The organism is Pandoraea thiooxydans, from assembly GCF_001931675.1.
GTDB lineage: Bacteria > Pseudomonadota > Gammaproteobacteria > Burkholderiales > Burkholderiaceae > Pandoraea > Pandoraea thiooxydans.
In genome coordinates, this window is record NZ_CP014839.1 from 1,549,727 (window position 1) to 1,561,480 (window position 11,754).

Sequence of the window (11,754 nt, forward strand, 5' to 3'; positions counted from 1 at the left end):
TGACCTAAAGGAAGTTCGCGATCAGCGCCGCGGCCGTGGCGCCGATCGCCAGCATCAGCAGGGCGCGCGCCGGCGGAGCCAGCCGCGGTGAGGCAATGCCGGCCGGCAGGCGCTTGCGGCCAGTGAACATCGGACGCAGCAGGTTGTGCCCTTTGAGGGCTGCGTACAGCGCGATCGCCAGCACGTGCAGCGCGATGCAAGCCACGAGCGCATCCCACAACAGTCCATGCAGCGCCGTGATCGCATTGGCGATCGGCGCCGGCACCCAGGCGGTCAGCGGTCCGTTGTCGGCGACGTCGTTGTTGACGTACAGCCCCGTCAACGTCTCGCCCAGCAGCAACGCGAGTAACAGCAATACCATCCAGCCGCCGGCCGGATTGTGGCCGACCTGCACGTCGGGCTCGCGCCGCGTCAAATGCCGCAGGTGTTGCCATGCGGCCGCGGGCGAGGTGACAAAGGTCCTGAATCGCGCCGTATCGCTGCCGAAGCAGCCCCACAGCAGGCGAAACAGCAGCAGCGCCAGCAACGCCTGGCCAATCCACACATGCCAGTCCATCCAGTTGAGCCGCGCCGTGATATAGGCCGCGGCCACCAGCACCACCGCCAGCCAATGAAATAGCCGGGTCGGTGCGTCCCACACGCTGACCGAACGCATGATCGGCGCCGGTTGTTCAGCGGCCATCGCGCATGCCCCGTGCGGGCGTATTGGCGGCGACAATGTCTCGCGGCGACACCCCCAGCAAGCGATTGATCCAGTGCGCCATGTGGCTTTGATGCGCGAACCCCGTGTCCAGCGCGATCTGGCTGGCACCGAGCTTGCCTTGCCGCAATAGGGCACTGGCCCGTTCAACGCGGCGCTGTATCACGTAGCGATGCACCGGCATGCCCAGGGTCTCCCGAAACAGCACCTTGAAGTGCGGCACGCTCAAGTCGACTATGGCGGCAAGTTCGGCAAGGGTGAGACGATCGGCGAGATGGCTGTCGATGTATTCGATCAGACGGGCAGCCGCGACCGGCGACAGCTTCCTGCGTCGTCGATCCTCGAGCGACGGCACCGCGCCGATCAGGCGCACGATCATCGCCGTGCACAGGCTCTGCGCATATAACGGATCGGACGCTTCGTCGGCCTCCAGTTCGGCGCGCAAGGCCCAGGCCAGATGCTGAAAGCGGGCATCGCGCATTTGCAGTCGTGGCCGAATGCTCGCCTGGGCAGGTTTCACGTTCAATTGATCGAAGGTCTGGCGCGCCAGCGGCTCGTCGATCCAGATGCTGAAGATCGTGCAACTCGCGTCGTCGGTCCATTGTCCGTCGAGCCCGGCGGGAATCACGTCGGCGTCGCCGTGTGCCTGAATGCGTGAGCCGCGCTGATTTTCACAGTGGCAATGCGCCTTGACCGGCGCCCCGACATGCACGCCGATACGATGCACCGGCATGGCCGGGATGCGGTGCAAACCCGCCGATACGCTCATCAGATCCGCTCCGAACCCGTTCCAACCCAGGCCTTTGCTGGAGCGCAGGCGCACGCGGGTACCGCTGTGGGGCAGGGCAATAGGCGAAGCGAGCTTCATTGGGGGCCTCGTGGAGTGCCAAGGGTGCTGGCATTGTACTGCGACCGTGGCGCTTGCATCGGCAGCGGGTCGCCGCGGTGGTCGTAAAAAGTCATCCGAATCCGCGCAACACGATCCTTCCGTGCGCGCCAGACCGGGGCGGCACTTCTAAGATCTCGACGGATGAGACAGAAATCGACAAGGAGTCTGGCATGTTCGTGATATTCGGGGCCGCGGGCAACGTCGGGCGCGCCAGTGCCGCGGCGTTGCGCGAGGCGGGGCGGCCGGTGCGAGCGGTGGTGCGCGATAGCGCTCAGGCCGGGCCGTTGGCCCGGCTCGGTTGCGAAATCGCCGTGGCTGATCTGTGCGAACCGGTGAGCGTCGCGCGCGCGCTCGACGGTGCGCAGGCGGTACAGATGCTATGTCCGGTGCCGCGATCGGGCAGCCTGCCGGCGCAGGCGATGCGCCATATGATCGACGTGGCCGCCAGCGCATTGCAGATGAATCCGCCACCGCGCATCGTGGCGCTGTCCGACTACGGTGCCGAGCTGCGTGGCGGAACCGGCATCACCGAGTTGTTCCATGAACTGGAATCAAGCCTTGCGCCGCTCGGCACGCGCCTGACGCTGCTGCGCTCGGCCGAGCACATGCACAACTGGGCCCGCGTCATGCCTGTGGCGCTTGCCACCGGCATCCTGCCCAGCCTGCACGAGCCGCTCGACAAACGCTTTCCCTGCGTGGCCGCGCAAGACGTCGGACGCCTGGCCGCCGAATTGCTGAGCGATACATTCAATGCGACGGCCTCCGCCGATCCGCGCGTGGTCAGCATGGAAGGGCCGGAGCGCGTAAGCGCACTCGACGTGGCTCGTGTGCTGAGCGATGTCAGCGGCCATGAGGTGGTTGCCCGCACGGTGCCCCGTGAGCATCGTGCAGCCATGCTGGGCCGGGCCGGATTGAGCGAGCAGCACGTGCGGCTGATTTGTGATCTATACGACGCCCACAATGCGGGCCGCATTGACGTCGAGGCCGGTGTTGGCCAATGGCGTCGGGGTACGACGACCCTCGCGCAAGCGTTCGCCGCGCTGGTGCCGCGTGTGGCCGCGGCCATGTCGCGCCAGTAATGCCCTGTGGGAGACGAATATGGCTATTTGCCCTTTGACGGGTATATCGCGAGAACTTCCGAGTTTGCACGTTGAAATATGCACGCTCGCAGCGCGCCGCATGCGGCACTGTGCGCGGCGCTTACTGACAGTCGCCGGCGGCCGGTGGCTTCAGGCCCTGCTCGACGGACTGCCTCGCAGCAACGACGATTTCGACGTGTACTGAGGCAAGCCGCCCGCCCTCATTGCCGCTGAGCCATCGCCAGCCAGGGCGCGAGGTCGCGCGCGAACGACGAGACGCCGGGCTCGGCCGAGGTGCGGGTTTCGATAGCGGTGAGCACAGCCACCATATCCTCGCTGTCGTGGCCCAGCGCCAGGGTTTCCTCATAGAGCGCGTGGCAAACATCGAGCAGCGGCGAGGCAATACCCGCCTCGCGCGCGGCCTCGGCGATCAGGCGATTGTTTTTCAGTACGTCGGGGATCGATGCCTGCACGGCGAAGTCACGCTCAACGAGCTTCGGGGCCTTGACGCGCGAGACGTCGCTGGCCATCTGGCCGGCGTCGAGGATGCGCACCAATTGCTGGAGGTCGAGCCCCTGGCGCGCGGCGAAATGAACCGATTCGGCCAGGCCCGTGACGGTCGATATCAGGAAGATATTGACCGCGAGTTTCATCAGGAGTGCGTTGGGCACGGCCCCGCATACCGTCACCTCCCGGCACATCGGCCGCAGCAGCGCACTCACCTCGGCCACTGTCTGCGCTTCGCCCGCCAGCATGGCTACCAGCGTCCCGGCCTCCGCCGGTTTGCGCGAACCCGAGACCGGCGCCTCGACGTAACGCGCGCCGACGCTGCGCAGGTCAGCCTCGAGCCGGCGCGAGTAGGCGGGGGAAGTCGTGCCCATGTGCACGATAGTCTTGCCCCGCACGCGCACCGCGAAGCCGGCGCTGTCCCGACCGAGCACGGCGTCGATCGCCAGGTCGTCGGCCAGCATCAAAATTATCGTGTCCGCGCCCGCGAATACGTCTGCCGCATTTGCTGCAACGCGAGCGCCCGCGCTTGCCAGGCGGGCCGTCTTGGCCTCGGAACGATTCCACACCAGCAGCGGCATGCCGGCCTGGACCAGATTCAGCGCCATGGGCTCGCCCATCGAGCCCAGCCCGATGAAACCGAGCGGGGAAGCAGTATTGCCCATCGAGATTCTCTTTGGTCTGGGTTGCAGCGCAGGCCGGCGCCCCGCGCCCGGTGTGCGCTCGGGAGCACGCCGGCCCTCCTGAATCTCAGTGTGGCAGCGCCTGGCCGGCGCGACAAAGGAAAAGATTTTGACCCAAGGTGAGGCAAATTCATCTCGCCAGCCACGCGCATCGGCGCGCATTCGTCGCCGGGCTAGCGCACGGTGGCGCCTTCACTCGCACCCGTGAATTGCTCGGCTTCGCTCACCAGCCATTGCTTGAATCCCGCCAGATCGGCGCGCTCATCGGCGCCGTCGGCGCAAACCAGCCAATAAGCGGTCTGAGTGGCCACCATGGCCGGACTGATCTCGACCAACAAGCCCGCGGCGAGCTCACGCTCCACCATCGGATGGCGGCCCAGCGCAACGCCCAGCCCGGCGGCGGCGGCTTCGAACGCCAATTGGATCGAATCGACGTGCAGCCCACCTGCGAGCGCGATGCTTTCCATGCCTGTGGCATCGCACCAGGCTTGCCAATCTTCACTGGCCGAGTCGACGTGGATCAGCGTGGCCCGGTGTAAATCGGCGCGGCCGGCAGCGTCGCCCAACGCGTCCCGATAGGCGGGGCTGCAAACCGGCACCAGCTGCTCGCCGAACAGCCGCGTCCAATCCGCGCCGGCGTCCGGCGCGCGGCTCAGCCGGATAGCGAAGTCGAAGCCGTCGGCCGGGAATCCGACTTGCCGCCGCGACGTGTCGACTCTCACATTGACTTGCGGCCAAAGGCGGCGAAAGCGCTGCAGGCGCGGCAGCAGCCAGCGCGAGGCGAGGGTGGGGGCGCAACTCACGGCGATGGTGCGCTCGGCCCGGTGCGCGGCCAAGCGTTGCGTGCCGGTGGCCAGGAGCGCAAACGCCTCGGCCACGTAAGTCAGATAGTCCGCGCCGGCGGGTGTAAGCGATAGCGCGCGCGTCTCTCGCGCAAAAAGCTCGACCCCGAGCGCCTGTTCCAGCGAGACGATGCCATGACTCACGGCGCTTGGCGTCACGTTCAACTCGGCGGCGGCGAGCTTGAAGCTCTGGAGCCGGCCGGCCGCTTCGAAAAAACGCAGCGAAGTCAATGGGGGAAGACGAAACGGCATCACGCATCCTCGACAGCAGTCCGGTGGATCGCTCGCACCGCCCGCAAAAAGAGCCGGGCGAATCCCGCGAAAACGGGCGCTGGCGCGCAGCCGGCCCGCAAGTCAAACGAGCATACCGGGCGGCGCCGAGACCGGCAAGCCAGCAGGCGCTCCTCTGCACGATTTGCCGCATGTGTAACGTAACGCGGCCGCCGGCGTAACGTGACAGGCGGGTGGGCGCGGCACGGGGCAGCGGTGCGCGGGCAGACCAGCCTCGGCGCGATGGTCCTTGCCCGGCAAGGTCGGACGCGCGCGCGGCACGGGCCTCGACCGGGCGTGCCGCCGCTTGGCACGACAGTTGCTATTTACCAGGTAATGTCGGGACCGTCCGGCGGCGAATTCAATTGATCGATCATGGAACTGCTCGAAATCCCCGTATCTGCCATCAAGATTGGCGAACCGCTGCCCTATTCGATCTATGACCCTGCCGGCCAACTGATGTTGGCCAAGGGGTTGGCAGTGATGTCCGAAGCCCAGCGCGAAAAGATTGCGCAATGGGGCCGGCAATTGGCCAGCCCGATCGAACTCACGCCACCGCTCGAGGCTCATGCGGCCACATCGGCGCACGGCGCGAACGCGGCGCGAGTTGGCGAAGTTCGTATCCGATCCGGACAACTGCTGAAAAAATGGGCCAAAACCGTTTTGCTGCAGCCGGCCGGCAGTGCGCGCAGATTCGAAGCCGAGTTGCTTGGTGCGATTGACGGACATAGCCTGATCGTATCGTGCCCGTGCGGGCTCGACGAGTACGGCGGCCATGCGCCCGGCAGCCGGTTCGACGTCAATGTATTCAACGGCGTGGCGATTCATCAGTTTCCCGCCAGCGTGCTGTGCGCGTATGAAGCGCCAGTGCCGCATCTGCATCTGTCGTTGCCCCCGGTGGCGCGGGAAATTCGCTTGCGCCGCCATTTGCGGGTCGAGACCGCGATTGCGGCGACGCTCTACGGGCGTCTGCGCGATCAGGCGCAGCTCTCGCAGGGGCGCATCGTCGACCTCAGCGTGGCGGGAGCGGGCATTGAAACCGACTATCCGGCGCTCGAGTCGTTCGAGGAGTTGCGAATCGGCTTCAAGTTTGCCCTCGACGACGGCCAGACGCTGACGTGCAACGTCCGAGCGGCGGTGCGCCAGAAGAGCCAGCTGGCGGGGACGATGGTCCGCTATGGCGTCGCTTTCACCGAACTCACACCCTCGCTCGCCAACATGCTGCGCATCGGGGTGCTGGAGATACTGCTGCGCGGCCTGTAGGCAAGCGCCTGCCGAGCGGGCCGCCGGTGCTCCGCTCTCTTGATTTTTGTCAAAGCCCTCGATCCGGCCAATCCTAAACTTCAAGGATCGCGTCGCGTGCGAGCGTCGCCGGCGCCGCGCGCGGGGCGGCTTCGCCATGCGCTCATGGCCTTCCCGAGGCTCCCATGAAATACAAGGACTACTATCAAACGCTGGGCGTCGAGCGCTCGGCCACGGCCGACGAGATCAAGCGAGCCTATCGCAAGCTGGCCCACAAATACCATCCCGACATTTCGAAGGACCCGCACGGCGAGGCCAAATTCAAGGAAATCGCCGAAGCCTACGCGGTGCTCAAAGACGCGGAAAAGCGCCAGGCTTACGATGATCTTGGCCGGCGGCCGGCCGGCGAGTCGTTCACGCCACCGCCGGATTGGCAGCAGCATTTCAATACTTCGGGGGACGGCTTCGACAATGTCGACCTGGCCGACCTTTTCGAGGCGTTCCGGCGTACCAGGCATGGCGCGCAAGCCCAGCGCGAGATACCCATCCCGGGTCAGGACTACGAGATTGCGGTGCCGGTATCGCTGGAGCAGATTTTTCGCGGCGACCGGATCGAGGTGCGCGCAGAGGTGCCGGAGTTCGACGCCAACGGCCTGGCCCATCGCGCCGAGCGGGCGTTTCACGTGAAGTTGCCCAAGGGCGCGGCGGACGGGCATCGCCTGCGTCTGGCCGGCAAAGGCGGGCCCGGATATCAGGGAGGGCGGCCGGGCGATCTATACGTCGTGCTGGCGCTGCAACCGCATCCGCTTTACCGGGTCGATGGGCGGGACGTCTATATCGACCTGCCGCTGGCTCCCTGGGAGGCAGTGCTGGGAACCGTGGTCCGGATCCCGACGCTGGCCGGTCCGGTCGAGCTCGATATCAAGCCGGGCACGACCGCCGGCACCAAGCTGCGGCTGGCCAGTCGCGGCCTGCCCGCGTCGGACGGAAGCACTGGTGCGCTCTATGCGGTCGTGCGCATCGAGGTCCCGAAAGTTGTCAGCGCGAACGAGCGAGCCCTGTATGAGCAATTGGCTGCCGCCTCCAGAGTCAACCTGCGGCAGCATCTCGAAAAGGAGGCGACACCATGAACCTGCAAAGTACCACTGCGGTGTGGCTCAATGGCGATGGCGTGTGTCAGATCGAATATTTGGCGGAGATCTCTGGACTGTCGCTCGACGAGATCGAGGATCTGATCGACAACGAGGTGATCAATCCGGTCGATCCGGCGCAATCGCCGCGCATGTTTGCGCTGGAGGGCGTGGCGACCGCGCAAATGGCGCGCCGCTTGCGCGATGACTTCCTGCTCGACCGCCACGGTCTCGCACTGGCGCTGACGCTGATGCGCCGGGTGACACAGCTCGAAAGCGAGTTGCAGGCCCTGCGCGCTCGTGCCGGCAGGGTTTGAGGGCGGACGATGCGGAGCCGCGGCCCCGTCAATGCGACAGCAGGGTCGGCACAGTCATGGTGCGCAGCAGCGTGCGGGTCACGCCTCCCATCACCAGTTCACGCAGGCGGGCATGACCATAGCAGCCCATCACGATCAGGTCGGCGGCCACGTCGGCGGCGCGCGTGAGCAGCAGCTCGCCGGCATCGGCTTTGTCCACACCCACTTCATGGCTCACCGGTATCACCTCGCATGTCGAGGAGATACCGTGACGGGATAATTGATCGACGAGCGCCTGGGCGTTTGGCGCATCGAGTCGCGGCTCCCCGGTCGTCGGGGCGATGATGGCCACGCTGACGTGATCGGCCCGTTCGAGCAGCGGCATGGCGTCGCCCACGGCACGAGCCGACTCGCGGCTGCCGTTCCAGGCGATCAGGACGCGGCCGAATCGGAGCGGTAGCGGGCCGGTATATGGCACGACCAGCACTGGACGTCCGCTGGCGAGGATCAGATTCTCGTTGAAACGCTCGAGCACCGGTGCGGCCGGGGCTTGCTGGTCATGCTGGCCGAGTACGATGAGATCGGCATGCCGCGCGTGCAGGACGGCCAGATCGTCCGGCACGCCCTGGGGAGCGCGCCATTCGGCGGGTACCCCGGCGCGCGCCGCGGCGGTTTCGAACTTTTGCCGTGCCTCTTGCTCGTGAGGCCGATCCGGGGCGGTTCGGCGATCAAGCGCCGCCTGAAGACTTTGGCGGTTGATTGCCGGGTAGGCGAAGTCGGCCGGCAACACCGGCAAATAGAGTCCGACCAGATGAGCATTGCCCGCGGAGGCCAGATTTGCCGCCAGGTCGATGCGTGCGGCGCAGCGCGGCGTGTCGTCGATGTGAACCAGAATCGTTTGATAAGCCATCATGTCGCTCCATGCGCTCGCAAACCAGGTCAAGGATCAATGCTGCGGTTCGGCCTGGCCGGTGGCCTGGCTGGCCTCGCCGGCCGGCTGCGCGGGCGCGTCGGACCTGACCAGCAGCACGGGCTGGGTGGCGGTGCGCATCAGCTGCTCGGCCACACTGCCCATCAGCACGCGTCTGGCACCGCGCCGGCCGTGCGTGCCGAGCACCATCAGATCGGCCGGCCAGCGAACGCTCTCGTCGTGAATGGCGGTGGCAATGTCCACGGCCAGTTCGCGCAAATCGAGCAGACGGGTTTGCACGTCGACGCCGTAGCCGCGCAACTGCCGTTCGGCGTTGCCCAACAGTTCGCGGCCGGCCTGAAGCATGGCGTCGCGCACCGACTCGATGTCGTAGTAGCCGCTGTACACCGACGGAAAGGTCAGGACCGGATCCTCGACGACGTTGACCACGCGCACCGTGGCGCCGGGTTCCGCGATGTGGCTGATTTCGGTGAGCGCCTTGGCCGAGGTCGGGCTGTCGTCGATGGCCAGAAGTATATGTTGATACATGATCGATCCCTGAACGCTGAGATGTTGGGCCGCAGCGCAATCCGCGGCGCGCCACCCCCACTATAGGCCGGAATGCGCGATTGTCGCTCGCTCGCCCACGCGCGGCTTGATCTGCGTCAAGGCGCCCGGACCGCTGGCTCAGGCGCTCAGCCGCGCCGGCTCGAGCACGGCGCGCAGGCCGTCCAGATCGACGATGCGGATCAGTCTTTGCCGCATCGCGATATAGCCGGCGTCCTGGAAGCGAGAAAAAATGCGGCTCACGGTTTCCATTTTCATGCCGAGGTAATTGCCGATTTCTTCGCGCGTCACACGCAGGTTGAACTCGCTCGACGAGTACCCACGGGCTGTCAGGCGCGCCGAGAAATCCAGGATAAAGGACGCGACACGCTCTTCGGCGCACATATTGCCGAGCACCATCAGCAGCTTGCGTTCGCGGGAAATCTCCGCACCGAGCAGGCGATGGACCATGTGCTGAATGGTCGGCATATCGAAGCTCAACTGCTCCAGGTGCTTGAACGGAATCACGCAGACCTGGCTGTCTTCGAGCGCCACGGCGTCGCAGTCGTGCTGGCCGCCGGTGATGCCGTCCAGACCCAGCAGCTCCCCAGAAATCTGGAATCCGGTGATCTGCTCGCGCCCTTCGGGATTGAACAACTGGGTCTTGAACGATCCGGCCCGCACTGTGTAGATATTCTCGAAAGGATCGCCCCCGTGGTATAGCGCGTGGCCGCGTCGAACTGTGCGCCGCGCCGCGATCAGCGTGCTGAGCAATTCTGTATCCTGCGCGCTCAAACCGCTGGGCAGGCAGAAGTCGCGCAGCAGGCACGAGGTGCAACGCAGTGCCGCCGTGTTGTCGGAAACTTCGCGCAGATGATGGATCTGCCGCTTGGGAAAAGCCGCTGCGACAGAAATTGCGGGGGATGACGCTAATGTTTCGAGTGACATGGTGGGCTCCGTAATGCGCGATGAGTCACAAATCTATTGTTTTTGCTGCGTCGACAACGTTTGAACAATCTCGAGCAAACGTCCAAGTTCGGCCGTCTTGTCGAGGAAAAAAGCCGCACCGCCTTTCATGCAGATGTCCTGAATGTAAGGCACCGCATAATTGGTCAGAACGATCACCAGCACGCCCGGCAAGTGCTCTTTCAAGTGCTTGAGCACTGTCAGGCCAGTGCCGTCAGTGAGCTTCAAGTCCAGGATGACGGCGTCCGGCTTGTGTCCGTCGATCCCCTCGATCGCCTCGCGCACGCTGGTCGCAAAGCCGATGACATGCACCAGCGGCAAGGCGGCTAACCGGGTCAGCAAACGCTCGCGGATCAGGGCGGAGTCTTCGACCAGATAGACCTGGTATTTGGGTGAGAGGCACGATTTCATGGCTCCAGTATGCAAAGCCGCGGCCATGAAAACCAGACGCCAATGGCTGGATTGAATATCGGTGCGGGACTACATCTGTAGGCAAAGGACTACACGGCGATGCGCGGGGCCGGACGGTGCTCGCCCGGGGCGCGGTGCAAGCGTCATCGACCGTCGCCGCCGGGCGCGAGGACACTCATCAGGGGAATGGCGATGGCGATGTGCACACCGCGCCCCGGCATGTCGTCGATGACGAGCCTGCCGTCCAGGCGATCGACCCGTTCGCGCATGCCCATCAGGCCGAACGACCGGGTGTTGGCGCGAGCGTCGGAGCGCATGCCCTGGCCGTCGTCCTCGATGCGCAGCAGGCAGGCGCCGTCGCGCGCGCTCAGGTCGATGCTGACCCGGCTGGCGCGGGCGTGGCGAGCCACGTTGGTCAACGCTTCCTGAACGATATGAAACAGCGTCGCAGCGGCCGCGTCGCTTAGCGTCAGGTCGCCCAGCGCGGCCTGAAATTCGACCGAGATGCCATAGCGCCGGCTGAAATCCTCGGTGAGCCAGTCGAGCGCCGGCACCAGACCGAGCGTCTCGATCGCGATCGGATGCAGCCCGGCGACGATACGTCTGAGCGAGGCGACGCTGACGTCGATCAGCCGGTGCATATCCTGCATGCCGGCCGCTGCCTGTGGAAGATCGGCCAGGCGCGCCTCGAGCGCGCCATGCAGTTCGGCCAGCGCCATCTTGAGCGCGGTGAGCTGCTGGCCGAGCTCATCGTGCAGCTCGCGCGCAATGCGCGCCTGCTCCTCCTCGCGCGCGGCCTGGATATGGCTTGAAAATCGGCGAATCTGCTCGAGCTCCGCGAGCCGGCGGCGCTCGGTCAGGTCTTGTGTGACCTTGGCGAACCCCCGCAATGTGCCCTGGTCGTCGCGAATCGCGGTGACGATCACGTTGGCCCAGAATTTCGAGCCGTCCTTGCGCACGCGCCAGCCCTCGCTCTCGTAGCGGCCGTGCGCGGCGGCGCCGGCAAGCTCCCGGCCGGGCTGGCCGGCGTTCACATCGTCCGGCGTATGAAATACCGAGAAATGCCGGCCGAGGATTTCCGCGGCCTCGTAACCCTTCATCTTGCGAGCCCCAGGGTTCCAACTGGCGACGTTGCCGGCCGGGTCGAGCATGAAAATCGCGTAGTCGTCGACGGCCTCGATCAGCAAACGGAAGTTTTCGTCGGCTGGCACATGAGGCGGAGGTGGTGGCGTGGTGTCCAGGGGCCCGGTCGCCTGATCGCTCATCGTCCTCTCCGGAGCGGC

General features: G+C 65.6%; 13 protein-coding genes. 4 read left to right on the forward strand and 9 right to left on the reverse strand.

From position 1 onward, the window contains the following. Positions 1-4 precede the first annotated feature (4 nt). Entirely contained in the window at positions 5-682 is a 678-nt protein-coding gene (locus PATSB16_RS07060) for a cytochrome b/b6 domain-containing protein (protein ID WP_047213407.1), read from the reverse strand. Then, the gene (locus PATSB16_RS07065; protein WP_047213409.1) at positions 672-1,568 is read right to left on the reverse strand and encodes an AraC family transcriptional regulator; all 897 of its coding nucleotides are present in this window, start codon (positions 1,566-1,568) and stop codon (positions 672-674) included. Before PATSB16_RS07065 ends, PATSB16_RS07060 begins: the two co-directional genes overlap by 11 nt. 191 nt (positions 1,569-1,759) lie before the next feature. On the opposite strand from PATSB16_RS07065, the gene PATSB16_RS07070 reads away from it, so the two are divergent. Next, the gene (locus PATSB16_RS07070) at positions 1,760-2,668 is read left to right on the forward strand and encodes an NmrA family NAD(P)-binding protein (RefSeq protein ID WP_047213410.1); all 909 of its coding nucleotides are present in this window, start codon (positions 1,760-1,762) and stop codon (positions 2,666-2,668) included. A 221-nt stretch (positions 2,669-2,889) separates the two neighbouring features. On the opposite strand, the gene PATSB16_RS07075 is transcribed toward PATSB16_RS07070, so the two are convergent. Together PATSB16_RS07075 and PATSB16_RS07080 are read right to left on the reverse strand one after the other, a co-directional pair. Beyond that, entirely contained in the window at positions 2,890-3,840 is a 951-nt protein-coding gene (locus tag PATSB16_RS07075) for an NAD(P)-dependent oxidoreductase (RefSeq protein ID WP_047213411.1), read from the reverse strand. Between the two features lie 191 nt (positions 3,841-4,031). Beyond that, positions 4,032-4,952, reverse strand: a complete 921-nt coding sequence (locus tag PATSB16_RS07080; protein WP_047213412.1) for a LysR substrate-binding domain-containing protein — start codon at positions 4,950-4,952, stop codon at positions 4,032-4,034. A 393-nt stretch (positions 4,953-5,345) separates the two neighbouring features. On the opposite strand from PATSB16_RS07080, the gene PATSB16_RS07085 reads away from it, so the two are divergent. The 3 genes from PATSB16_RS07085 (at position 5,346) to PATSB16_RS07095 (ending at position 7,659) form a co-directional block, all read left to right on the forward strand. After that, positions 5,346-6,233 carry a flagellar brake protein gene (locus PATSB16_RS07085; RefSeq protein ID WP_047213413.1) on the forward strand — a complete coding sequence of 296 codons (888 nt, stop codon included), beginning with the start codon at positions 5,346-5,348 and terminating at the stop codon, positions 6,231-6,233. 164 nt (positions 6,234-6,397) lie between these two features. Continuing rightward, positions 6,398-7,342, forward strand: coding sequence for a DnaJ C-terminal domain-containing protein (locus PATSB16_RS07090; RefSeq protein WP_047213414.1), 945 nt, complete (start codon positions 6,398-6,400; stop codon positions 7,340-7,342). Then, on the forward strand, positions 7,339-7,659 hold the full coding sequence (locus tag PATSB16_RS07095; RefSeq protein WP_052892600.1) for a chaperone modulator CbpM: 321 nt from the start codon (positions 7,339-7,341) through the stop codon (positions 7,657-7,659). Before PATSB16_RS07090 ends, PATSB16_RS07095 begins: the two co-directional genes overlap by 4 nt. A 28-nt stretch (positions 7,660-7,687) precedes the next feature. Here the strand turns inward: PATSB16_RS07095 and PATSB16_RS07100 are convergent, their stop codons facing one another. The 5 genes from PATSB16_RS07100 to PATSB16_RS07120 all read right to left on the reverse strand — a co-directional run bounded on the left by PATSB16_RS07100 (position 7,688) and on the right by PATSB16_RS07120 (position 11,736). Further along, positions 7,688-8,551, reverse strand: a complete 864-nt coding sequence (locus tag PATSB16_RS07100; protein WP_083566712.1) for a universal stress protein — start codon at positions 8,549-8,551, stop codon at positions 7,688-7,690. Between the two features lie 33 nt (positions 8,552-8,584). Then, complete coding sequence (locus PATSB16_RS07105) at positions 8,585-9,097, reverse strand: universal stress protein (RefSeq protein ID WP_047213416.1); 513 nt, start codon at positions 9,095-9,097, stop codon at positions 8,585-8,587. 138 nt (positions 9,098-9,235) lie between these two features. Beyond that, the gene (locus PATSB16_RS07110) at positions 9,236-10,042 is read right to left on the reverse strand and encodes a helix-turn-helix domain-containing protein (RefSeq protein ID WP_052892601.1); all 807 of its coding nucleotides are present in this window, start codon (positions 10,040-10,042) and stop codon (positions 9,236-9,238) included. A gap of 33 nt (positions 10,043-10,075) precedes the next feature. Then, positions 10,076-10,471, reverse strand: a complete 396-nt coding sequence (locus PATSB16_RS07115) for a response regulator (RefSeq protein WP_047213418.1) — start codon at positions 10,469-10,471, stop codon at positions 10,076-10,078. Between the two features lie 143 nt (positions 10,472-10,614). Further along, on the reverse strand, positions 10,615-11,736 hold the full coding sequence (locus tag PATSB16_RS07120) for a PAS domain-containing sensor histidine kinase (protein WP_047213419.1): 1,122 nt from the start codon (positions 11,734-11,736) through the stop codon (positions 10,615-10,617). Positions 11,737-11,754 lie beyond the last annotated feature (18 nt).

Excerpts from the sequence above, each read along its gene's own strand:
- PATSB16_RS07115 (WP_047213418.1), bottom strand. The coding sequence starts at position 10,471 with ATGAAATCGTGCCTCTCACCCAAATACCAGGTCTATCTGGTCGAAGAC.
- PATSB16_RS07060 (WP_047213407.1), bottom strand. The coding sequence starts at position 682 with ATGGCCGCTGAACAACCGGCGCCGATCATGCGTTCGGTCAGCGTGTGG.
- PATSB16_RS07090 (WP_047213414.1), top strand. The coding sequence starts at position 6,398 with ATGAAATACAAGGACTACTATCAAACGCTGGGCGTCGAGCGCTCGGCC.
- PATSB16_RS07070 (WP_047213410.1), top strand. The coding sequence starts at position 1,760 with ATGTTCGTGATATTCGGGGCCGCGGGCAACGTCGGGCGCGCCAGTGCC.
- PATSB16_RS07100 (WP_083566712.1), bottom strand. The coding sequence starts at position 8,551 with ATGATGGCTTATCAAACGATTCTGGTTCACATCGACGACACGCCGCGC.
- PATSB16_RS07080 (WP_047213412.1), bottom strand. The coding sequence starts at position 4,952 with ATGCCGTTTCGTCTTCCCCCATTGACTTCGCTGCGTTTTTTCGAAGCG.
- PATSB16_RS07085 (WP_047213413.1), top strand. The coding sequence starts at position 5,346 with ATGGAACTGCTCGAAATCCCCGTATCTGCCATCAAGATTGGCGAACCG.
- PATSB16_RS07110 (WP_052892601.1), bottom strand. The coding sequence starts at position 10,042 with ATGTCACTCGAAACATTAGCGTCATCCCCCGCAATTTCTGTCGCAGCG.
- PATSB16_RS07075 (WP_047213411.1), bottom strand. The coding sequence starts at position 3,840 with ATGGGCAATACTGCTTCCCCGCTCGGTTTCATCGGGCTGGGCTCGATG.
- PATSB16_RS07120 (WP_047213419.1), bottom strand. The coding sequence starts at position 11,736 with ATGAGCGATCAGGCGACCGGGCCCCTGGACACCACGCCACCACCTCCG.
- PATSB16_RS07105 (WP_047213416.1), bottom strand. The coding sequence starts at position 9,097 with ATGTATCAACATATACTTCTGGCCATCGACGACAGCCCGACCTCGGCC.
- PATSB16_RS07095 (WP_052892600.1), top strand. The coding sequence starts at position 7,339 with ATGAACCTGCAAAGTACCACTGCGGTGTGGCTCAATGGCGATGGCGTG.
- PATSB16_RS07065 (WP_047213409.1), bottom strand. The coding sequence starts at position 1,568 with ATGAAGCTCGCTTCGCCTATTGCCCTGCCCCACAGCGGTACCCGCGTG.